The sequence below is a fragment of the Mesorhizobium sp. KACC 23794 genome (genome assembly GCF_052180275.1).
In the GTDB taxonomy this organism is placed as follows: domain Bacteria; phylum Pseudomonadota; class Alphaproteobacteria; order Rhizobiales; family Rhizobiaceae; genus Kumtagia.
This window is the reverse complement of sequence record NZ_CP197465.1, coordinates 5,086,063-5,106,349: the sequence shown is the minus strand read 5'-3', so window position 1 is coordinate 5,106,349 and position 20,287 is coordinate 5,086,063. Positions and strand designations below refer to the sequence as shown.

Genomic DNA, 20,287 nt, shown 5'->3' with positions numbered 1-20,287 from the left:
TGGTGAAGCTGGCGCGAGCAGCATCCCGCCCCCGCCGCTTGGCAGAAAACTACTTCGCCAGTTCGCCCTTGACCTTGTCGACCTCCTCGGCGCTCATCTCGCCGACGGTGGTCACCTGGCCGTCCTTGATCCGCCACAGGCGGAACGGGCCGGTAATGTCGCCATACTGGTCGAAGGTGACCGGGCCGATGACGCCCTCGTATTTGATCGGCTTGCCTTCCTTGATCAGCCCGAGCGCCTTGGCGAACTCGTCCTTGCCTGCATGGATCGGCTCGCCGCCGGCCGCCGTGACTTCCGGGATTGCCGCCTTGATCGCAGCAGCGTCGCCCTTGCCGGCCTTTGCGATGGCGAGCGCCACGATGGCGCCGGCGTCATAGGAGCGGTCGGCGGCGGGTGCGTCCGGCTTGATGCCGCCCGAGAAGGCTTCGTAGCCGCCGTAGAAGTAGTCGGTGGAGGCGGTCTTGGCGGTGCCCGACGAGGTGCCGAAGGCGTCGTTGAGATACTGCGCGCCGACCGCGTCGATGAACTCGGACGAGTTCATGCCGTCGTTGAGCAGGAATTTCGCCGGGCCGCCGCCGGAGATCCAGGCGCGCGCGATGGTCGCGCCGTCGACCGGATAGCTGACGAGGTAGAGTGCCTCGGGCTCGCCCGCCATGGCGGCACTGGCTTCCGACGAATAGCTGGCCTGCTTCTCGTTGTAGGGCGTGGTCGAGGTGATGGTGCCACCGAGTTTGGTGAAGGCCGCCGAAAACTCCTTCATCATGTTGACGCCGAAATCGTTGTTGACATGGATGATGGCGAGTTTCTTCAGGCCTTGGTCGATTGCGTATTTCGCCGCCGCTGTGCCTTGCAGCGCGTCCGAGGTGATGGTGCGGAAGAACACGCCGTTGGTCTTGCCGTCGCGGGCAAGCTGCGTGAGCGTCGGCGAGGACGAGGCGGGCGACACCTGCACCACGCCGGCCGGCGCCGTCACCGAGGTCAGGATCGGGATCGACACCGACGAGATGATGCCGCCGATGACCACCGGCACCTTCTTGATGTTGACCAGTTGCGTGGCCTGGTCGACGGCGACGTTGCCCTGGCTCTGGCTGTCGCGCGTATCGGTCACAAGCTTGCAACCGCCGACCCCGCCGGCGTCGTTGAAGTCGCGAAAAGCCATCTCGACCGACTTCGCGCCGGCCTGGCCGTAGGCGCCGGCCGGGCCGGTCAGCTCCATGACGACGCCGACGGTGATGTCGCAGTCGGCGGCCATGGCCGGCAGTGTGGAGACGCCGGCGAGCAGCGCGGTGGTGAGCAGCAGTTTTTTCATGTTGTATTCCCCTTCTGGTTCTGGCCGACTCCCGGCGGCCGTTGGTTCATTTGCAGGCAAAAGTCGGTTCGGGCCACCCGGCGCGGGCGTCAGGCGGCTCCCTTGTTCAGATTGTATTTCATTATCGAGCCGTGGCGGCCGTGGCGGTCGCGCTCCAGCGTGTAGACATCGCCCTCGAGTTCCCTGGCCTGCGCCAGTACGGCGGCGATCTCCGCATTGTCCCGCTCTGTCAGCGCGACATCGGAAATGGCGAGGTTGGAATCCAGATGGTCGCGCGTCCGCGCCCCGACGATAACGCCGGCCACCGCCGGTTTTGTCAGCATCGCCGCACTTGCGACGGTGGCGATGTCGACGCCGTGCCGGTCGGCGATGCCGCGTAGCGTCTTCAGCAGTGCCTGGAAAAAATCCCAGCCGCCGATTTCGCCGATGATCAGTTTGTATTTGACCAGCGAGCGGTTCTCGAGCGCTTCCCCTGGTTCAGGTGTGCCCAGCCATCGATCGCCCAAAAAACCGCCAGCCACCGTGCCGTAGCAAAGCAGCGACACGCCGTGCTCCATCGCGGCGGCGGCCATGCGTTTGGCCGGGCGGCTGTCGAGCAGCGAATACTGCACCTGCATGGAGGTCAGCGGCACGCCGGCATCGATCATCGCCAGCATGCGGCCGGTGTCGAAATTGGTGGCGCTGACCTTGTGGATCTTGCCGGCCTTCCGCAGCTCTTCCAGCCACACCGCCGTTTCCAGCCAGCGGTCCGCCGCATAGTCCCACCAGTGGAACTGCACGAGATCGAGCCGTTCCATCTTCAGCCGCCTGAGCGACTGGTCGATCAGGCTTTCCACCTGGCTTTTGTTTATGCGCGGCAGGATTTCGAGGTCGGGCACGAATTTGGTGTGCACCTTGATGCGGTCCAGCGCCTCCTGTCCGCGCAACTCGCGGTAGCGAAGGCGGAAGCGGCCGATCAGGTCTTCGACGCCGGTATAGATATCGGCGCAGTCGAAGGTGGTAATGCCGGCGTCGGCGAAGGCGATCAGGTCGGCGACGGGATCGTCGCTGCGCACGGCGCCGTGGCCCGACGCCATCTGCCACCCGCCGCGGATGACCCGCGAGATCTCGTAGTCCGGCGCGAGTTTTATCCGTTGCATGGTCGTCGCCTCATTCGTCATCGAGCGGCACGGCCGTCGTCTCGGCATGGCTGAAGCGGCGCAGCCCGAGCCGCGTGATTTTGAGCCGCGAGCCGCAATGCGGGTCCGGGCAGGCGATCTCGGCGTCCGTGGTCATCCAGTCGTTCTTGTGCGTCGGCCGCTGCTTGGCGGCCAGCAGCGGCAGCACCGACGACAGCGAATAGATCGAAATCCCCTGGCCGGGCGGCAGGTGCAGCATCTCGCCGCGAAGTTCGAAATGATCGCCGACCTTGGCCCCGCAATAGATTTTCGCGCCTTCGTCGGCCACGACTTCGACTCGCAGATCGAACAGGTCGAAGGAATCGTCGCGCTCAGCCATAGGCGATGCTCCTCTCTTCCGTGTCGTCGGCATCGAGGCGGCTGCGCACCAGGTTGAACGACCGGGTGATGTCGTCGGTCAGTGCCCTGACCGCGGCGACCTCATCGCCGCGCTCCAGCGCCTCGATCAGTGCCCAGTGATAGTGCGTGGCCGAAATATCGCGATGCTCGTCATGGATCTGCGCGGCGGCGCGCACATAGGGTCCGGATTGCAGCCACAGGCTCTCGACGATCGGGATCAGCACGGCCGATCCGGCTGCCCGATAGATGTAGAAATGAAAATCGTGGTTGAGCTCCGACGTGTGATGCGCCTTGTCGTCATCCTCCCTGCGGAAGGCCGCCTCGCAATCCTCGGTCAGTTGGCGCAGGCGCGAAAAGTCGTCGCGCGTCAGCCGGGGCAGGGCGAGTGCCGTCACCTGGCCCTCGATCAGCCGGCGGGCGCGGGCGAGGTCGTCGAGCCTTTCGCGGGTGACCAGAGGCACGCGCACCGAGCGGTTGGGCAACGCCTCCAGCGCCTGCTCCGAGACCAGCCGCCCCAGCGCCTCGCGCACCGGCATGGTGCTGGTCTGCAGGGTTTCCGCAAGATCCTGGATGCGCAGCATGTCGCCGGCGTCGAACATGCCGTGGATCAGCGAACGGCGAAGCTCCGAATAGACGCGGTCATGTAGCGTCTCGCGTCCGACGGGAGAGAGAGGGCCACGCCGGCTCATCGCGCCGCCACGCGGTTGAGATCGTGCCAGTCTTCCCGATCGCGCATGGGTCGCCACCGTTCGAGGCAAGGAGAGCAGAAAGCGTCAACTGCGAATTTTCTAGTTGCAATATTCGATGATGTAAAGTTTGATCAAACATCATCGATCAAAATTTCTCGGTCACCGGATGTCATCCGCAGGCGCCCAAAACGGTTCGACGAATGCCGGCGAGCGCCCCCCACTGATCGAGGCGCGCGGCTTGGTGAAACAGTTCGGCGGTCTGCGGGCTGTCGACGATATGTCGATCTCCCTCCGGTGTGGCGAGATGCTCGGCCTCATCGGTCCGAACGGCGCCGGCAAGACGACCTTGTTCAATCTGCTCGCCGGCAGCCTGAAGCCAACCGCCGGCACCATCGTCGTCGGTGGAGAGGACCTGTCGCGGCGCGGTCCCGAACGGCGCATCGAACGCGGCGTCGGCCGCACCTTCCAGATCCCGAAACCCTTTGCCGAAATGACGGTGCTGGAAAACGTCCTGGCGGGCGGCCAGCGCCAGGCCGGCGAGAGCATTTTCATGAATTTTCTGCGCCCGAGCCGCGTGGCGCAAGAGGAGAGGGCGGCGGTCGACAAGGCGCGTTCGCTGCTCGATTTCGTGACGCTGTCGCATCTGGAAGGCGAGCCGGCGCGTGTGCTCTCGGGCGGTCAGCGAAAGCTGCTCGAGTTGGCGCGCATCCTGATGGCCGACCCTGAGGCGATCCTGCTCGACGAGCCGGCGGCGGGCGTCAACCCAACGCTGCTGGAACTGATCATCGACCGCGTGCTGGAGCTCAACGCGCGCGGGAAATCGATCCTGCTGATCGAGCACAATATGGAGATGGTGGCGCGGCTCTGCGGCCGCGTCGTGGTCATGGCGGCAGGCCGCCATCTGACCGAGGGGGCGCCCGAGGACGTGTCGCGCGATCCGGCGGTGGTGGATGCCTATCTCGGCGGGGCAGCGGCATGAACAAGGCTCCTTACGGGCTTATCGGGCAAATTCTGCTGCCAGACGCGGAAAACTTGATCGAGATTACCCCCACCCCTAGCCCCTCCCCACAAGGGGGAGGGGAACCCGGCGGCGTTTACGTTCAATGCCAACCCTTGACGGTATCGCTCGGCATAGCGGCCGCAGAGTTCCCCTCCCCCTTGTGGGGAGGGGCTAGGGGTGGGGGTCTTCCGCGTTCGGCTACGACGGTTGCGCTTGATAACATCGATCCATGCCAGGAACTGCCGGGATGACGGTCGCGGCCTCGATCGCCCTGTCCACGCAAAACCTTGTCGCCGGATACGAACGCGACCTCCCGATCGTGCGCGGCGTCGATTTTTCGGTCGCGACCGGTGAGTTGGTCGTGGTTCTAGGCCCCAACGGCGCCGGCAAGTCGACCTTCGTCAAGGCCATCGCCGGACTGGTGCCGATCCATTCCGGAACCGCGCTGCTCGTCGGCAACGACATCACCCACGTCCCGGCGCATGAGAAGATACGCCACGGCCTGGCCTTCGTGCCGCAGACCGAAAACATCTTTTCGACGCTGACCATCGAGGACAATCTGCGGCTGGCTGCGGATATCTTGCCCAAGGAAAGGCGCGCCCGCCGTATCGCCGACCTCTATGCGACGTTCCCGGACCTTGCAGCGCGGCCGTCGCTGCGGGCGGGGCAGCTTTCCGGAGGCCAGCGCCAGATGCTGGCGGTCGCCCGCGCGCTGATCGTCGAGCCGTCCGTGCTGATCCTCGACGAGCCGTCGGCCGGTCTGTCGCCAAAGATCGTCGCCGAGGTGTTTTCGCGGCTGAAGGCGATCAACCGCGCCGGCGTCACTGTCGTCCTGGTCGAGCAGAACGTGAAGGCCGCGCTCGCCATCGCCGACCGCGCCGTGATTCTGGTCGAGGGCCTCGTGCGCCACGAAGGTCCGGCGGCGACGTTGGCCGACGATCCGATCGTCGCCGAGCTTTATCTCGGCGCGCGCCACGAGCGGAGGGCGTCGTGAATCCGCAGGCGATCATGGACGGCCTCATCACCGGCTCGATGATCGGGCTCGGCGCGGTCGGCGTGACGCTGACTTATTCGATCCTGCGCTTCGCCAATTTCGCGCATGGCGAGTTCATCGCCTGGGGCGCCTATTTTGCGCTTGCCGTCGCAGGTCTGCTCGGCGCGATTTCCGGCGGGTTCCTGGCGCCGATCGGTCCGTTCTCCTTCGGCTGGGCTCTGCCAATCGGCCTGCTCGCCGCCGTGGCGTTCACCGGCGGCCTCGCGCTGGTGGTCGACGCGCTGCTGTTCGGCCGGCTGCGGAGCCAGCGCAGCACCGTCATCATCATGGTCATGGCGAGTTTTGGCGCGGCGCTGACGTTGCGCAGCCTGCTCGAATTCATCTTCACGTCGAAACCCGCCTATTACACCAAGGCCTTGCAGATCGCGCTGCCGCTCGGCGGCGGCATCCGCGCCACGCCCGACCAGCTCCTGTCGCTTGCCGTCGCGGCGGTCCTTGTCGTCGCCATCCACCTGCTCCTGACCCGCACCGCCATCGGCCGCTCGATGCGCGCCGTCAGCGAGAATCCGGCGCTGGCGGGCGTCGTCGGCATCGAGGTACGAAAGGTGATCCGCGTCGTCTGGCTGCTCGGCGCTGGGCTGGCGGCCGTCGCCGGCGTCATAGCTGGCCTGCTCGTCCAGGTCCGCCCGCAGATGGGGCTCGACCTCCTGCTGCCGCTGTTCGCCGCCGCCATCCTCGGCGGCATCGGCAGCGTGCCCGGCGCCATGCTCGCCGGGCTGATCGTAGGCCTGTCCGAAGCCTTTGCCGTGCAACTGATCGGCGCCGAATGGCGCGCGGCAATCGCCTTCGTCATCCTGGTCCTCGTCCTGCTTTTGCGCCCGCAAGGTATCTTCGGGAGGCCGGAATGAGCGTCGAACTGATCGCCTACGCGGCCTTCTTCCTGACCATGGCGCTGACCTACGCCATCATGTGCCTGGGGCTGAACGTGCAGTGGGGCCAGACCGGTCTCTTCAATGTCGGCGTCGCCGGCTTCGTGGCGATCGGCGCCTACGTCTCGGCGCTGCTGACCACGCCCGACACGCCGGAACGCTTCGGCGGCTTCGACCTGCCGATCGCCGTCGGCTGGCTGAGTGCCGCACTCGCCGCCGGGCTGGTCTCGTTTCTGATCGGCGCGCTGACCATCCGCCTGCGCGCCGACTATCTCGCCATCGCCACCTTCGGCGTCGCCGTCACCGTGCAGCTTGTCGCGCTCAACCTCGAGCCGCTGACCGGAGGACCGTTCGGTATCGGCTTCATCCCACGTCCGTTCGCCGAGCTCGCCGGCAATCCGCTTGCCTTCAGCCTGTCGAATCTCGCCCTGCTGGTGGCGGTCGTCGCAGCGCTTTATCTGGCGCTCGAACGCCTGGTGCGCAGCCCATGGGGCCGCGTGCTGCGCGCCATCCGCGAGGACGAGGCGGCAGCCCGCGCGCTGGGCAAGAACGCCACGAAATTCCGGCTCCAGGCCTTTGCCATAGGCGGCGGCATCATGGGACTGGCGGGAGCGGCCCAGGCGCATTTCATCGGCTTCATCGCCCCGGAAAACTACGTGCCGATGCTGACCTTCCAGGTCTGGGCGATGCTGATCGTCGGCGGCTCCGGCAACAACCGCGGCGCCATCCTCGGCGCGGTGCTCGTCTGGGGGCTCTGGGCGGGCTCGGCCGGTGCCATGGCAGGCCTGTTCCCGCCGGGCGAGCAGGCGCGCGCCGCCGCCCTGCAGATCGTGATGATCGGCGTGGGACTTTGCGCCGTCCTACTGCTTCGCCCGCGCGGCATTCTCGGCGAGGAACGGGTCGTCTCGCGCCATCTCGGCCGGTTGTCGCCGCTCCGCCGCGCCGCTCCGAAACCAACCGACAAGGAGACGTCCCGTGCCGGCAATCCCTGACCGCATCGCGCTTGGCGAAAACCTTTCCATCAGCCGCCTCGTCTGCGGCCTCTGGCAGGTCGCCGACCTCGAAAAGGGCGGCAGACTGCTCGATCCCGGGCAGGGCGCCGACGCGCTCCAGGCCTATGCGCAGGCCGGCTTCGACACATTCGACATGGCCGACCACTACGGCAGCGCCGAGCTGATCACCGGCCGGCTGCTCGCCCGCTATCCGCACGGCCAAAGGCCGATCGCCTTCACCAAATGGTGCCCGGAACCCGGCCCGATGACCGCCGACATCGTCCGCAAGGGGGTCCAGGAGCGGCTCGACAGGCTCGGTGTGAAAAAAGTCGACCTGCTGCAGTTCCACTGGTGGACGTTCGAGCATCCGGCCTGGCTGGATGCGCTGCACGAGATGACGCGGCTGAAGGAGGAGGGGCTGATCGGCGCCATCGGCGTCACCAATTTCGACGCTGCGCATCTGGCGCTGGCGCTGGCCGACGGCGTGCCGGTCGCCACCAATCAGGTGTCTTTCTCGCTGGTCGACCGCCGCGCCGCCGGCGCGCTCTCCGACCTGTGCCGCGCGAAAGGCGTCAGACTGCTGGCTTACGGAACGCTATGTGGCGGCTTCCTTGCCGACAAATGGCTCGGCCAAGCGGAACCAACTTCCATCGCCGACTGGAGCCGCTCGAAATACAAACGCTTCATCGACGCCGCCGGCGGCTGGGACGCCTTTCAGGGAATTTTGCGCGCCGCTTCGGCGATTGCCGAAAAGCATGGCGTTTCGGTCTCCAACGTCGCCACCCGCTGGGTTCTCGAGCACGACGCCGTCGCCGCCGCGATCGTCGGCGCCCGTCTCGGCGAAAGCGAACATCGCGCCGACAATCTCAAACTGTTCGGTTTTTCCCTCGACGCCGAGGATCGGGCGCTGCTCGAAACCGCCTTCGCCACCACGAAATCCATTCCCGGCGACTGTGGCGACGAGTATCGTAAGCCGCCCTACCTCACCGCCTCGGGCGATCTGAGCCACCACCTCGACGCCATCCCGTCGATCTATACGGCGGAGCCTGTACCCGGCCGCCCCGGCCGCAGCCGGGTCTCGTCGGGAAGCGTCTGGGAACCCATCGCCGGCTATAGCCGCGCCGTCCGCGTCAAGGACACCATCCGCGTGTCGGGCACCACCGCTACCCACGCCGCCGACCGCTGTGTTGCGCCGGGGGACGCCGGGGCGCAGACCACCTACATTCTGGACAAGATCGCCGCTTCAATCTCGGCGCTTGGCGGAAAAATGGAAGACGTCGTGCGCACCCGCATCTATCTGCGCGACGCCTCGCAATGGGAGCCGGTGTCCCGCGCCCATGGCCGCGTCTTCGGCGACATCAAGCCCGCCAACACATTGATCCAGGCCGGCGGATTGGTCGGCGACTACGAGGTCGAGATAGAAGCGGAAGCCGTGGTGGATTGAGCTTCCGTTGCAAGGCTCGAAATCGCCGGCCGGATTGCACCGGCGATCGGATCATCCTCAGTCCGGTACCACGGCAATTGCCTGGATCTCGATCTTGGCGCGGTCCTCGACCAGCGCCACCACCTGCACGGCGGCCATCGCCGGAAAATTGCGACCGATCACCTCCCGGTAGGCCTGGCCTATCCCTTTGAGATTGCCGAGATATTCGGCCTTGTCCGTGAAATACCAGGTCATCGTGGTGATATGCTCCGGCCCGGCGCCCGCCTCTTTCAGCACCGCCACCACGTTCTCCAGCGTCTGGCGCACCTGGCCGGCGAAATCGTCGGTCTCCCACTGGCACTGGCCGTTCCAGCCGACCTGGCCGGCGACGAAAACCTGCCGCCCTCGCGCAGAGACGCCGTTCGCGTAGCCCACCGGCTTCGCCCAGCCTTCCGGCTGCAGGATTGTGTGCATTTCGTCTCCCTATCGCCTTGAATTCTTCTTCTGCATCGATCGATCTAAAGTTCGGTTCTTACTTTCCACAGTTCCGGAAACAGCACGACATCCAGCATCCGGCGCAGATAGGACACGCCCGCCGTGCCGCCGGTACCGCGCTTCAGGCCGATGATGCGCTCCACCGTGGTGACGTGGTTAAAGCGCCAGCGGCGGAAATAATCCTCGAAGTCGACCAGCTTTTCGGCCAGTTCGTAGAGCAGCCAATGCTCTTGCGGCGCGGCGTAGACCGCCTTCCACGCCGCCAGAACCTTGTCGTTTTCGGCGCGCGTCTCGCGCCACTCGGTGCGGCTCGCATCCTCGCCGATGTCAAAACCGTTGCGGGCAAGCAGCAGCAGTGCCTCGTCGTAGAGGCTGGGGGCAGAAAGTATCTCCTCCAGCGTCGCGACCAGGTTCTCGCGGTGCGCATGCGGGCCGAGCATGGCAAGGTTGCGGTTGCCGGCCAGGAATTCGATCGCCCGGTATTGCCACGACTGGAAGCCGGAGGATTGGCCGAGCGAGCCGCGGAACTCCGTGTATTCGCTGGGCGTCATGGTACGCAGCACGTCCCAGGCGCTGTTCAACTGTTCGAAGATGCGGGCGACGCGCGTCAGCATCTTGAACGCCGGCTGCAACTCGTCGTCATGGATCGCCCGGATCGCCGAGCGGATTTCGTGGATGGCGAGCTTCATCCACAGTTCGGAGGTCTGGTGCTGAATGATGAACAGCAACTCGTCATGCGCCTTGGACAGCGGCTCCTGCGCGTCCAGAACGCGGTCGAGCCGCAGATAGTCGCTGTAGGACATGCGCCCCTGGAACGACATTTCGGCGCCCTCGCGCGCCGGATCGTAAGGTTTTGCGCTCACGTCACCGCCGCCTTGCGCAGATGGTCCGGCCGGTCCCACAACCGGTTCACCATGATGTCTTCCAGGATTTCGGCAGCCCGCACCACCTCGTCGCGCCCGAGATACAGCGGCGTCACGCCGAAGCGGATCGCATCAGGCGCGCGAAAATCCCCGATGACGCCGCGCGCAATCAGCGCCTGCATGATCGCGTAGCCCTGTGGATGCCGGAACGACACCTGGCTGCCGCGCTTTTGCCCGTCGCGCGGCGAAGCGAGCACGAGGTCGGGGCACCGCGCCTCCACCTCGGCAATGAACAGGTCGATCAGCTCGATCGATCTTTTCCGCACGTCCTGTATGGACACGCCGTCCCAGGTGTCGAGTGCTGCCTCCAGCGCCGTCAGCGCGATCACCGGCGGCGTGCCGCAGCGCATGCGCTCGATGCCGGGCGCGGGTGCGTAATCAAGGTCGAAGGCGAACGGCGCGGCGTGGCCCATCCAGCCCGACAAGGCAGGGCGGACGGCCTCGGCATGTTTCGACGCGACATAGATGAAGGCTGGCGCGCCCGGCCCGCCGTTCAGATATTTGTAGGTGCAGCCCACCGCGAAATCGGCTTGCGCCGCGGTCAGGTCGACGGGCAGGGCGCCGGCCGAATGGGCGAGGTCCCAGATGGTGATGACACCGGCCGCATGCGCTTTTTCGGTCAGCGCCTTCATGTCGTGCAGCCGCCCGGTTCGGTAGTCGACCTCGGTGAGCATCAGCACGGCAACGCTCTCGTCGATCGCCGCTTCGACCTCTTCCGGCTCGACCACCTTCAGCACATGATCCTTGCCGAGCGAACCGATCAGCCCCTGCGCCATGTAGAGGTCGGACGGAAAATTGCCGCTGTCCGACAGCACGACTTTTCGTTTCGGATTGAGCTCGAGCGCGGAGGCCAGTGCCTGATAGACTTTGATCGACAGCGTGTCGCCCATGACGACCGTGCCTTCCGGAGCGCCGATCAGTTTGCCGATGCGGTCGCCGACCTTGCGAGGCTGCACGTACCAGCCGGCGGAATTCCAGCCCTTGATCAGTTGCCCGCCCCATTCGTCGGCCAGCATTTTCGCGACGCGCTCCTTCGCGGCGATCGGCAGCGGCCCGAGCGAATTGCCGTCCATGTAGACGACGCCGTCCGGCAGATGGAACAGCGCGCGGGTTTTGGCGAAGTCGGTCATCGGCGGGCAGCCCGGGGACAGTTTACTTTTTTCGGCCCGCGCGACTTCTGAACCGCTGCGGCTTTTCTGCCGAAAGAAAGTAAACTGTCCCCTGCGTGTACACTGGCGACCATCATCCCTCCTCCCTCAACCGGAACCGCTGGATCTTCCCGGTCTGCGTCTTCGGCAGGACATCGACGAACTTCACCGAGCGCGGATATTTGTAAGGCGCGATCGTCGCCTTCACATGATCCTGCAGGATTTTGCGCGTCAGTTCGTCGCCGGAAACGCCCTCGGCCAGCACGACATGTGCCTCGACGATCTGGCCACGGTCGACATCGGCGACGCCGATCACCGCGCATTCCCTGACATGGATATGCGCCAGCAGCGCTGCCTCCACTTCCGGCCCGGCGATGTTGTAGCCGGACGAGATGATCATGTCGTCCGAGCGCGCCGCGAAGTGGAAGTAGCCGTCCTCATCCTGGATGAAGGAATCGCCGGTCAGGTTCCAGCCGCCGCGCACGTATTTGCGCTGGCGGTCGTCGGCCATGTAGCGGCAGCCGGTCGGCCCGCGCACCGCCAGCCGCCCGACTTCGCCGCGCGGTAGTTCGTTCATCTCCTCGTCGACGATTTTTGCCTCGTAGCCGCTCACCGGCCGGCCCGTGCTGGCGGGAGCGGCGTCGGCAAACCGGTTGGAGATGAAGATATGCAGCATCTCGGTGGCGCCAATGCCGTCGAGGATCGGTTTTCCCGTCTTTTTCGTCCAGTCCTCGAACACCGGCGCCGGCAGTGTCTCGCCGGCCGACACCGCGACGCGCAGCGACGACAGGTCGGCGCCCTGGTCCATGGCGGCGAGCATCGCCCGGTAGGCGGTCGGCGCGGTGAAAGAAACCGTCGCCCGGTACTTTTCGATGATCTCGATCATGTTCGGCGGCGAGGCGTTTTCAAGCAGCGTTGCCGCCGCGCCGAAGCGCAACGGGAAGATCGCCAGGCCGCCGAGGCCGAAGGTGAAGGCCAGCGGCGGCGAGCCGACGAACACGTCGTCGGACGTCACCTCCAGAACCTCCTTCGCATAGCCGTCGGCGATGATCAGCAGGTCGCGGTGGAAATGCATGGTCGCCTTCGGCACGCCGGTCGTGCCGGAGGTGAAGCCGAGCAGCGCCACATCGTCCCGTCCGGTCCGCACCGCCTCGTAGCGAACCGGCTTGTCCAGCGCCACGCGGTCGAGTTCGGCGTCGTGGTTGGCGGTGCCGTCGAAACCGATCACCGTTTTCAGGAAGCGGCTGTCCTTGGCGCAGCCGACCATCTCGTCCATCAATCGGGTATCGCAGAGCGCCAGCCCGATCTCGGCCTTGTCGATGATCTGCGTGAGTTCGCCGGCGCGCAGCATCGGCATGGTGTTGACCACCACCGCACCGGCCTTGGTGGCAGCCAGCCAGCAAGCCACCATGGCCGGGTTGTTCGCAGAGCGGATCAGCACGCGGTTGCCCGGCCTGACGCCGTAATTCTCGGTCAGTGCATGTGCCAGCCGGTTGGTCCAGTCCGACAGTTCCTTGTAGGTGCGCCGCCGCCCGTTGCCGATCAGCGCCGTATTGTCGCCAAACCCCTTTTCGACCATGCGGTCCGTCAGCTCGACGGCCGCATTGAGGTGGTCGGGATAGTCGAAGCCGTCGAGCAGGAAGTCCGGCCACTCCTCTGGAGGCGGCAGGTTGTCCCGCGCAAAAGTATCGGTGTGAGCGGAGGGCCCGAGCATTTTACGCGTTCGCTTCTTCCGGCAGGAAATCCACGTCGTGCTCGGCCGACAGCTTTATGATCGTGGGTATGTCGCTCTTGTCGTGCAGTTCCTCGAACAATTCCCTGAGCCGGCCCGCCGGCGACACCCAGAACAAAGCGCGGCAGGGCTTGTCAGACTTGTTGAAATAGCCATGCGGGATGCCGCGCGGCATGCGCACCAGATCGCCGGCTTTCGCCGTAGACCACACGCCGTCGAGCTTCAGTTCGAGCTGGCCCTCCTGCACCAGGATGAATTCCTCCTGGTCGGGATGGATGTGGACCGGCACGAACTGGCCGGGCGCACTGTTCGTCTCGAAAGCGAAGGTCGATTCGCAGACCGCCTTCGGAAAATAGGTCTGGCCGAGAATGTTCCACTTCACCCCGTCGAAGCCGGAGCCGTTCGCCGTAATGCCTTTCGCAAGATCCTTCGCCATTGTCTTTCCCCTTTTATGGTTGTTTGAATTCCGAAAGCACCTGCCGCGCGATCACCACCTTCTGCACGTCCGAAGCTCCTTCGTAGATGCGCAGCGCGCGGATTTCGCGGTAGAGGCTTTCGACGATATGGCCGCGCCGCACGCCGTCGCCGCCATGCAGTTGCACGGCCTTGTCGATCACTTCCTGCGCCTTGTCGGTGGCAAACAGTTTCGCCATGGCCGCCTCGCGGGTGACGCGCGGCGCGCCCATGTCCTTCGTCCAGGCGGCGCGGTAGATCAGCAGGGCCGCCGCGTCGACGTCCAGCGCCATGTCGGCGATGTGGCCCTGCACCATCTGCAGGTCGGCGAGCGGCGCGCCGAACAGCCTTCGCTCGGTTGCCCGCGTTATGCTTTCGTCCAGCGCCCGGCGCGCGAAGCCCAGCGCGGCCGCGCCCACCGTCGAGCGGAATACGTCGAGCACCGACATGGCGATCTTGAACCCGTCGCCCGGCTTGCCGATCATTGCGGAGGAGGGCACGCGTACCGCGTTGAAGGCAAGCCGCGCCAGCGGGTGCGGCGCGATCACCTCCAGCCGCTCGGCGACCTCAAGTCCTGCGGTGTTGGCCGGCACCAGGAAGCAGGAAATACCCTTCGCGCCCGGCGCCTCGCCGGTGCGGGCGAAGACGACATAAAGGTCGGCGATGCCGCCGTTGGAGATCCAGGTCTTTTCGCCGTTGAGAACATAGCTCTCGCCGTCACGGGTCGCCGTCATGTCCATGTTGGCGACATCGGAACCGGAGCGTGGCTCGGAAAGCGCGAAGGCCGAGATCGCCTGGCCGGCGCGCGTCTTCGCCAGCCATTTCTTGTGCTCGTCCGATCCGAAAAGGCTGATCGCGCCGGTGCCGAGCCCCTGCATGGCGAAGGCAAAATCCGCCAGCCCGTCATGCCTGGCCAGCGTCTCGCGGGTGATGCACAGCGTGCGCACGTCCAGCGGCGCGGGATTGTCCGTGTCGAGCGCCGTGGGTTTCAGCCAGCCGTCGCGCCCGAGCATTTTTACCAGTTCCCGGCAGGCGGCGTCGACGTCATGATGGTCGACCGGCAGGTTCTTCTGGCACCACGCTTCGAGACGCTCTGCCCATTCGCGATGGCGGTCCTCGAAGAACGGCCAGTTGAGGAAGGAGCGGTCAGGCATGGTTCGCCTCCCTGTTGATGCAAGCGCCCCCTCCACCACGCTTTGCGTGGTCCCCCTCCCCCGCTTCGCAGAGGAGGATCCAGGTCGTGCCGGCGGCGACGCTGCGGTTCCTCCCCTGCGAAGCGGGGGAGGGGGACCACGCGAAGCGTGGTGGAGGGGGCGCAAAGCGATCCAATCCTCAATCCCCCTGAAACACCGGCTTTTCCTTGGCTACGAATGCCCGATACGCCCGCTCGAAATCGCGCGTCTGCATGCAGATCGCCTGCGCCTGCGCCTCCGCCTCGATCGCCTGGTCCAGACCCATCGACCATTCGTGGTTCAACTGCGTCTTGGTGATACCATGGGCGAAGGTCGGCCCGGAAACGATGCGCGCCGCCATCTCCAGTGCGTCGGCCTCCAGCGCGTCCGCCGCCACTAGGCGATTATAAAACCCCCAGCGCTCGCCTTCGGCCGCTGTCATCGTGCGCCCCGTATAAAGCAGCTCGGCGGCGCGGCCCTGGCCGATGATGCGCGGCAGGATCGCGCAGGCGCCCATGTCGCAGCCGGCGAGGCCGACGCGGGTGAACAGGAAGGCGGTTTTTGCTTCCGGCGTGGCGATGCGGATATCGGAGGCCATGGTGATGATCGCGCCCGCGCCCACCGCTACGCCGTCGACCGCCGTTATGATCGGCTTGCCGCAGTTCAGCATCGCCTTGACGAGGTCGCCGGTCATGCGGGTGAAGGCGAGCAACTGCTTCATGTCCATGTCGACCAGCGGGCCGATGATCTCGTGCACATCGCCGCCCGAGCAGAAATTGCCGCCGTTGGGAAGGAATACCACCGCATCGACATCGTCGGCATAGACGAGGTCGCGAAACGTGTCGCGCAGTTCGGCGTAGGATTCGAAGGTCAGCGGGTTCTTGCGTTCCGGCCGGTCGAGCCGCACCCGCGCGATCCTGCCGTCAACCTGCCACAAAAAATGGTCTGGCTTCAGCCCGGCCATCTGGATACCCTTCATTCGCGTCCCTCCCAGTTGCTGCGGAAGGATTTAAGCATGCCCGCCAGCCGCCGCGTCTCTTCCTCTGTCACACCGCCCAGCAGCTCGCCGATCCAGCCTTCATGCGCCGACGCCATGTCGCGGAAGGACGAGGTGCCTGACTCCGTCAGCCGCACCATCGAGGTGCGGCGGTCGCCGTTGCGCCGCGCCCGCGTCACCAGCCCTTCGGAGACCAGCCGGTCGACGATGCCCGTGACATTGCCGTTGGACACCAGCAGGAAACGCGACAGGTCGCTCATCAGCATGCCCTCCGGCGCGCGGTACAGCGCCGCCATCACGTCGAAGCGGGGGAGCGTCGTGTCGAAATCCTTCTTCAGCCGCTCGCGCAGTTCGGCCTCGATGGTGCGCGAGGCGCGCAGCAGCCGGATCCACAGCCGCAGCCGCTCCTTGCTGTCCTTCGAGATATCGGGCGCGGAAAGCGGCGCGCTCACCATGTCTCGCCTCCCGACAGCGACAGTGCCTGCCCGGTGACCGAGCGCGCGGCATCCGAGCACAGCCACAGAACCGCGGCTGCCACCTCGTCCGGCTGGATGAAACGGTTTTGCGGATTGGTCGCGGCCAGCGATTTCCGCGCTTCCTCGACGCTGCGGCCGGTCTTTTCGACGATCCTCTGCACGGATTCTTCCAGCATGTCGGTCTCGACGAAACCGGGGCAGACGGCGTTGACGGTGATGCCGGTCTTCGCGTTTTCCGCGGCCAGCGCCCGCATCAGGCCTACCACTCCGTGCTTGGCCGCCACATAGGGCGCGACATAGCCGTAACCCTTGAGACCGGCGGTCGAGGCGACGAAGACGATGCGGCCGCTTTTGCGCGCGGCCATGCCGGCAAGCGCCGGTTGCACCGACAGGAAGGCGCCGGTCAGGTTGACTTCCAACGTCTTCTGCCAGTCGGCGAGCGAAACCTTGTGCGCCGGCGCGCTGCCCGCCATGCCGGCATTGGCGACGACGATGTCGAAAGGCCCGCGCGTGGCTTCGGCCTTTGCGTAGAGGGCCTTCATCGACGTTTCATCGGTCACGTCGGCGACAAGGCCATGCACCCGCTCGTTCTCCGCCGCCACGGCGTCAAGCTGCGCCGCGCGCCGCCCGCAGATCGTCACATCGATCCCGTCGTTCGCCAGCGCCAGCGCGATGGCACGCCCGACGCCCGACCCGCCGCCTGTCACCAATGCATGGCGGAAGGGGATCATGGAGCCGCCTCCCAAGGATTGCGCCGCCCCTCATCCCCCTGCCGGGACCTTCTCCCCGTGAAGGACGGGGAGAAGGAGGCTGGCCGCAACGTCGCCGCTTCCCCCTTCTCCCCGTCCTTCACGGGGAGAAGGTCCCGGCAGGGGGATGAGGGGCGGCGCTCAGGTTGCAGGGCGAGGATCATACCTTCAGCCCCATCGTCGCCGTGCGCTCGGCCAGGCGATAGATCTGGTCGCGGCCGGGCAGGTATGGATCGGGCCACTTCACGTCGCGGTCGTTCAATGTCACTGCCGCATGCAGCGTCCAGTAGGGGTCGGCGAGATGCGGTCGCGCCAGGCAGACGAGGTCGGCGCGGCCCGCCATCAGGATCGAGTTGACGTGGTCGGGTTCGAAAATGTTGCCGACGGCCATGGTCGCCATGCCGGTCTCGTTGCGTATGCGGTCGGAGAACGGCGTCTGGAACATGCGGCCATAGACCGGCCGCGCCCGGATCGAGGTCTGGCCCGCCGACACGTCGCAGATATCGACGCCCGCCAATTGCAGCATGCGCGCGATCTCAACCGCCTCGGCCGGCGTCACGCCTTCGGCGCCCACCCAGTCATTGGCGGAAATGCGCACCGAGATCGGCTTTTCCTGAGGCCACACGGCGCGCATTGCGTGAAAAACCTCCAGCGGATAGCGCATGCGGTTTTCCAGCGACCCGCCATAGTCGTCGCTGCGCCGGTTGGTTAGCGGCGTGATGAAGGACGACAGCAAATAGCCGTGGGCGGCGTGGATCTCCAGCATGTCGAAGCCGCAGCGCGCCGCCATCTCGGCCGAAGCCACGAACTGGTCGCGCACAAAATCCATGTCGGCGCGGGTCATCGGCTTCGGCGCCTGGTTGCGCGGCGACCACGGCACGTCGGATGCCGCCATGATCGGCCAGTTTCCGGCCGCCAGCGGCGCGTCGCTTTCTTCCCATCCGAGCTGGGTCGAGCCTTTCGGGCCGGAATGGCCGATCTGCGCACAGATCTTCGTGTCGGTCTCGCGGTGCACGAAATCCACCAGCCGCTTCCACGCGACCTCATGTTCAGGCGCATAGAAACCCGGACAACCGGGCGTGATCCGCCCCTCGGGGCTGACGCAGGTCATCTCGATATAGATCAGCCCGGCGCCGCCCTTGGCGCGCTCGGCATAGTGGGCAAAATGCCAGTCGGTCGGGCAGCCGTCGACGGCCTTGTATTGCGCCATCGGCGAAACGACGACGCGGTTGCGCACCACCATGTCGCGCAGCTTGAACGGCGCGAACATCGGCGCGCGGTGCAAATTGCCGGTGTTGCCCGCCTGCCGGTGGAACCATGCCTCGGCGTCGCCGAGCCATTCCGGGTCGCGCAGCCTGAGATTCTCGTGGCTGATGCGCTGCGAGCGGGTCAGCAGCGAATAGTTGAACTGCACCGGATCCAAATGCAGGTAGCGCTCCACCTCCTCGAACCATTCGAGCGAATTGCGCGCCGCCGATTGCAGCTTCAGCACCTCGGTGCGCCGCGCGCTTTCGTATTTCTCGAAGGCCGCCGGCAGGTTCGGCTCCGAATGCACGTAATCGGCCAGCGCCACCGCGCTCTCCAGCGCCAGCTTGGTGCCCGAGCCGATGGAAAAATGCGCCGACGCCGACGCATCGCCCATCAGCGCAAGGTTCTTGTGTGACCAGCGCTCGCACAGCACCCGCGGGAAATTGATCCAGGCCGAGCCGCGGATGTGGTTGGCGTTGGTCATCAGCGGGTGGCCGCCGAGATGCTTTTCGAAGATGCGCTCGCAGGTAGCGATCGATTCCTGCTGCGTCATCGCGCCGAATCCGAAGGCGTCCCACGTCTCCTGGCTGCATTCGACGATGAAGGTCGCCGTCTCCGGATCGAACTGGTAGGCATGCGCCCACACCCAGCCATACTCGGTTTCTTCGAAGATGAAGGTGAAGGCGTCGTCGAATTTCTGGTTTGTGCCCAGCCACACGAACTTGCATTTGCGCACGTCGATGTCCGGCTTGAACACTTCCGCGAAGGCCGCGCGCGAGCGCGAATTCAACCCGTCCGCCGCGACCACGAGATCGTGCGTCTCCATATAGGGTTTTGGGTCCGGCACTTCGGTTTCGAACTGAAGCTTGATGCCCAGTTCGCGCGCCCGCCTTTGCAGCAGGGTCAGCAGCCGCTTGCGGCCGATGCCGCAGAAGCCGTGGCCGGTCGAGACGGTCCGCACGCCCTTGTGGATGACGGCGATGTCGTCCCAATAGGCGAAATAGCGCTTGATCCACACGGCGCTGACCGGGTCGTTCCTGGTCAGGTTCTCCAGCGTCTCGGCCGACAGCACGACGCCCCAGCCGAACGTGTCGTCGGGCTTGTTGCGTTCCACCACGGTCACCTCGTGCGAGGAATTCCGCAGCTTCATCGATATGGCGAAATAGAGGCCGGCGGGACCGCCGCCGAGTACCGCAACCTTCATGATGCGACCTCCGCTGGATTTCAGATATCGAGTATCGGCGCGAGGAGAAATTATTTCAAGCTTAAAGTTTCTACCCAGCCATAATTGTGGCGGCTTCTGTCCTGCGACCCTGATCCGGTCCGCGGGTGGAAACGGGGCCACCTTCTTGAACACCGGCGCCGCCTCTCATGCCGAAGGCCTTTGATTCCGGCCGCTGGCTCCGCCCTCTTCTACGTCATGCTATGCGCGCCGAAAGAGGATAGGAAAAATTTCCTTGATCCTTCTCCTTTCTCGGCTATTATCCATGCCGAACGGAGGCTGGAATGGACAGGGCCGAAAGCCAAGACGAGCAGGAGACGCTGAAGAGCATCGCGCTCATGCTGCTTCGGCTCGCCGTCTTGGCCGAGCTGCTCTGCGTTCTGCCGCTCTCGCTCCGTGCCTTGCTGCTGCCGCTCATGCGATCCTCGGAGGCCGTCGCGCGGGCTTTTGCCACGGAGCGGGCAGGCGGCGCACTAGCCTTGCCGCCGGCCACGGTCCACGGGCCGGACGGCGACGGCCGCGCCGAGGCTTTGCGGCTCGCCCGCTGCCTGCGCGCGCTGGCCTCGATCTTCGGCGGCTTGCAGGATTTTGCCGGGCGGCTCTTTCGCGGCGGACCTGACGGGCGTCATACGCAACCCGCGCCGGCGATCGGATGGGGCCGTTTCATCACAGCGCGGCGCGTTTTGGCCTTCCGTGTGGCCATCGATACGTCATGACCGCTGGACGCCGGCTCAAGTCCTTGGGAGGTTCGAACGCCATGCACCATGCGTGCTTGGCGATAAAGGTTGTGGCATTCTGATACCTACGGAGGTCAAAGTT

20 protein-coding genes are annotated in these 20,287 nt (G+C 65.5%); 6 read left to right on the top strand and 14 right to left on the bottom strand.

The window, feature by feature from the left end; translation table 11 throughout:
- Positions 1-49: 49 nt before the first annotated feature.
- The 4 genes from ACSBOB_RS25085 to ACSBOB_RS25070 all read right to left on the bottom strand — a co-directional run bounded on the left by ACSBOB_RS25085 (position 50) and on the right by ACSBOB_RS25070 (position 3,515).
- Positions 50-1,309 carry an ABC transporter substrate-binding protein gene (locus ACSBOB_RS25085; RefSeq protein ID WP_442578771.1) on the bottom strand — a complete coding sequence of 420 codons (1,260 nt, stop codon included), beginning with the start codon at positions 1,307-1,309 and terminating at the stop codon, positions 50-52.
- Positions 1,310-1,398: 89 nt separating this feature from the next.
- Positions 1,399-2,448 carry an aldo/keto reductase gene (locus ACSBOB_RS25080; protein ID WP_442578770.1) on the bottom strand — a complete coding sequence of 350 codons (1,050 nt, stop codon included), beginning with the start codon at positions 2,446-2,448 and terminating at the stop codon, positions 1,399-1,401.
- A 10-nt stretch (positions 2,449-2,458) separates the two neighbouring features.
- On the bottom strand, positions 2,459-2,806 hold the full coding sequence (locus ACSBOB_RS25075) for a TIGR04076 family protein (RefSeq protein WP_442578769.1): 348 nt from the start codon (positions 2,804-2,806) through the stop codon (positions 2,459-2,461).
- Positions 2,799-3,515: a GntR family transcriptional regulator gene (locus ACSBOB_RS25070; RefSeq protein ID WP_442578768.1), complete on the bottom strand. Its 717-nt coding sequence runs from the start codon at positions 3,513-3,515 to the stop codon at positions 2,799-2,801. The genes ACSBOB_RS25075 and ACSBOB_RS25070 overlap by 8 nt, the downstream gene beginning before the upstream one ends.
- 166 nt (positions 3,516-3,681) lie before the next feature.
- On the opposite strand from ACSBOB_RS25070, the gene ACSBOB_RS25065 reads away from it, so the two are divergent.
- From ACSBOB_RS25065 to ACSBOB_RS25045, 5 genes are all read left to right on the top strand, one after another.
- Positions 3,682-4,494 carry an ABC transporter ATP-binding protein gene (locus tag ACSBOB_RS25065; RefSeq protein ID WP_442578767.1) on the top strand — a complete coding sequence of 271 codons (813 nt, stop codon included), beginning with the start codon at positions 3,682-3,684 and terminating at the stop codon, positions 4,492-4,494.
- A 268-nt stretch (positions 4,495-4,762) separates the two neighbouring features.
- Positions 4,763-5,509, top strand: a complete 747-nt coding sequence (locus ACSBOB_RS25060) for an ABC transporter ATP-binding protein (RefSeq protein WP_442578766.1) — start codon at positions 4,763-4,765, stop codon at positions 5,507-5,509.
- On the top strand, positions 5,506-6,417 hold the full coding sequence (locus ACSBOB_RS25055; protein ID WP_442578765.1) for a branched-chain amino acid ABC transporter permease: 912 nt from the start codon (positions 5,506-5,508) through the stop codon (positions 6,415-6,417). The genes ACSBOB_RS25060 and ACSBOB_RS25055 overlap by 4 nt, the downstream gene beginning before the upstream one ends.
- Positions 6,414-7,430: a branched-chain amino acid ABC transporter permease gene (locus ACSBOB_RS25050; RefSeq protein ID WP_442578764.1), complete on the top strand. Its 1,017-nt coding sequence runs from the start codon at positions 6,414-6,416 to the stop codon at positions 7,428-7,430. The genes ACSBOB_RS25055 and ACSBOB_RS25050 overlap by 4 nt, the downstream gene beginning before the upstream one ends.
- On the top strand, positions 7,414-8,874 hold the full coding sequence (locus ACSBOB_RS25045; protein WP_442578763.1) for an aldo/keto reductase: 1,461 nt from the start codon (positions 7,414-7,416) through the stop codon (positions 8,872-8,874). The genes ACSBOB_RS25050 and ACSBOB_RS25045 overlap by 17 nt, the downstream gene beginning before the upstream one ends.
- Before the next feature lie 57 nt (positions 8,875-8,931).
- Here ACSBOB_RS25045 and ACSBOB_RS25040 read toward each other — a convergent pair whose 3' ends face one another.
- The 10 genes from ACSBOB_RS25040 to ACSBOB_RS24995 form a co-directional block, all read right to left on the bottom strand.
- Complete coding sequence (locus tag ACSBOB_RS25040; RefSeq protein ID WP_442578762.1) at positions 8,932-9,327, bottom strand: RidA family protein; 396 nt, start codon at positions 9,325-9,327, stop codon at positions 8,932-8,934.
- 44 nt (positions 9,328-9,371) lie between these two features.
- Complete coding sequence (gene kynA, locus ACSBOB_RS25035) at positions 9,372-10,211, bottom strand: tryptophan 2,3-dioxygenase (RefSeq protein ID WP_442578761.1); 840 nt, start codon at positions 10,209-10,211, stop codon at positions 9,372-9,374.
- Complete coding sequence (gene kynU / locus ACSBOB_RS25030; protein WP_442578760.1) at positions 10,208-11,401, bottom strand: kynureninase; 1,194 nt, start codon at positions 11,399-11,401, stop codon at positions 10,208-10,210. The genes kynA and kynU overlap by 4 nt, the downstream gene beginning before the upstream one ends.
- A gap of 112 nt (positions 11,402-11,513) precedes the next feature.
- Positions 11,514-13,133 carry an AMP-binding protein gene (locus tag ACSBOB_RS25025; RefSeq protein WP_442578759.1) on the bottom strand — a complete coding sequence of 540 codons (1,620 nt, stop codon included), beginning with the start codon at positions 13,131-13,133 and terminating at the stop codon, positions 11,514-11,516.
- A 1-nt stretch (position 13,134) separates the two neighbouring features.
- Entirely contained in the window at positions 13,135-13,587 is a 453-nt protein-coding gene (locus ACSBOB_RS25020; protein ID WP_442578758.1) for a cupin domain-containing protein, read from the bottom strand.
- A gap of 13 nt (positions 13,588-13,600) precedes the next feature.
- Positions 13,601-14,758 (bottom strand): acyl-CoA dehydrogenase family protein, encoded by a 1,158-nt coding sequence (locus ACSBOB_RS25015; RefSeq protein WP_442578757.1) that lies wholly within the window; start codon positions 14,756-14,758, stop codon positions 13,601-13,603.
- A gap of 178 nt (positions 14,759-14,936) precedes the next feature.
- Positions 14,937-15,740 carry an enoyl-CoA hydratase family protein gene (locus tag ACSBOB_RS25010; RefSeq protein WP_442583823.1) on the bottom strand — a complete coding sequence of 268 codons (804 nt, stop codon included), beginning with the start codon at positions 15,738-15,740 and terminating at the stop codon, positions 14,937-14,939.
- A gap of 11 nt (positions 15,741-15,751) precedes the next feature.
- Positions 15,752-16,228, bottom strand: coding sequence for a MarR family winged helix-turn-helix transcriptional regulator (locus ACSBOB_RS25005; protein ID WP_442578756.1), 477 nt, complete (start codon positions 16,226-16,228; stop codon positions 15,752-15,754).
- Positions 16,222-16,980 (bottom strand): SDR family NAD(P)-dependent oxidoreductase, encoded by a 759-nt coding sequence (locus ACSBOB_RS25000; protein ID WP_442578755.1) that lies wholly within the window; start codon positions 16,978-16,980, stop codon positions 16,222-16,224. The genes ACSBOB_RS25005 and ACSBOB_RS25000 overlap by 7 nt, the downstream gene beginning before the upstream one ends.
- 178 nt (positions 16,981-17,158) lie before the next feature.
- Positions 17,159-19,450, bottom strand: a complete 2,292-nt coding sequence (locus ACSBOB_RS24995; RefSeq protein WP_442578754.1) for a bifunctional salicylyl-CoA 5-hydroxylase/oxidoreductase — start codon at positions 19,448-19,450, stop codon at positions 17,159-17,161.
- Between the two features lie 302 nt (positions 19,451-19,752).
- Between ACSBOB_RS24995 and ACSBOB_RS24990 the strand changes: the two genes are divergently transcribed.
- Complete coding sequence (locus ACSBOB_RS24990) at positions 19,753-20,184, top strand: hypothetical protein (RefSeq protein WP_442578753.1); 432 nt, start codon at positions 19,753-19,755, stop codon at positions 20,182-20,184.
- Positions 20,185-20,287 lie beyond the last annotated feature (103 nt).

What these genes read in the sequence shown, in the direction of transcription:
- ACSBOB_RS25085 (WP_442578771.1), bottom strand. Translation starts at nt 1,309, where the DNA reads ATGAAAAAACTGCTGCTCACCACCGCGCTGCTCGCCGGCGTCTCCACA.
- ACSBOB_RS25080 (WP_442578770.1), bottom strand. Translation starts at nt 2,448, where the DNA reads ATGCAACGGATAAAACTCGCGCCGGACTACGAGATCTCGCGGGTCATC.
- ACSBOB_RS25075 (WP_442578769.1), bottom strand. Translation starts at nt 2,806, where the DNA reads ATGGCTGAGCGCGACGATTCCTTCGACCTGTTCGATCTGCGAGTCGAA.
- ACSBOB_RS25070 (WP_442578768.1), bottom strand. Translation starts at nt 3,515, where the DNA reads ATGAGCCGGCGTGGCCCTCTCTCTCCCGTCGGACGCGAGACGCTACAT.
- ACSBOB_RS25065 (WP_442578767.1), top strand. Translation starts at nt 3,682, where the DNA reads ATGTCATCCGCAGGCGCCCAAAACGGTTCGACGAATGCCGGCGAGCGC.
- ACSBOB_RS25060 (WP_442578766.1), top strand. Translation starts at nt 4,763, where the DNA reads ATGACGGTCGCGGCCTCGATCGCCCTGTCCACGCAAAACCTTGTCGCC.
- ACSBOB_RS25050 (WP_442578764.1), top strand. Translation starts at nt 6,414, where the DNA reads ATGAGCGTCGAACTGATCGCCTACGCGGCCTTCTTCCTGACCATGGCG.
- ACSBOB_RS25040 (WP_442578762.1), bottom strand. Translation starts at nt 9,327, where the DNA reads ATGCACACAATCCTGCAGCCGGAAGGCTGGGCGAAGCCGGTGGGCTAC.
- kynU (WP_442578760.1), bottom strand. Translation starts at nt 11,401, where the DNA reads ATGACCGACTTCGCCAAAACCCGCGCGCTGTTCCATCTGCCGGACGGC.
- ACSBOB_RS25025 (WP_442578759.1), bottom strand. Translation starts at nt 13,133, where the DNA reads ATGCTCGGGCCCTCCGCTCACACCGATACTTTTGCGCGGGACAACCTG.
- ACSBOB_RS25020 (WP_442578758.1), bottom strand. Translation starts at nt 13,587, where the DNA reads ATGGCGAAGGATCTTGCGAAAGGCATTACGGCGAACGGCTCCGGCTTC.
- ACSBOB_RS25015 (WP_442578757.1), bottom strand. Translation starts at nt 14,758, where the DNA reads ATGCCTGACCGCTCCTTCCTCAACTGGCCGTTCTTCGAGGACCGCCAT.
- ACSBOB_RS25010 (WP_442583823.1), bottom strand. Translation starts at nt 15,740, where the DNA reads ATGGCCGGGCTGAAGCCAGACCATTTTTTGTGGCAGGTTGACGGCAGG.
- ACSBOB_RS25005 (WP_442578756.1), bottom strand. Translation starts at nt 16,228, where the DNA reads ATGGTGAGCGCGCCGCTTTCCGCGCCCGATATCTCGAAGGACAGCAAG.
- ACSBOB_RS25000 (WP_442578755.1), bottom strand. Translation starts at nt 16,980, where the DNA reads ATGATCCCCTTCCGCCATGCATTGGTGACAGGCGGCGGGTCGGGCGTC.
- ACSBOB_RS24995 (WP_442578754.1), bottom strand. Translation starts at nt 19,450, where the DNA reads ATGAAGGTTGCGGTACTCGGCGGCGGTCCCGCCGGCCTCTATTTCGCC.
- ACSBOB_RS24990 (WP_442578753.1), top strand. Translation starts at nt 19,753, where the DNA reads ATGGACAGGGCCGAAAGCCAAGACGAGCAGGAGACGCTGAAGAGCATC.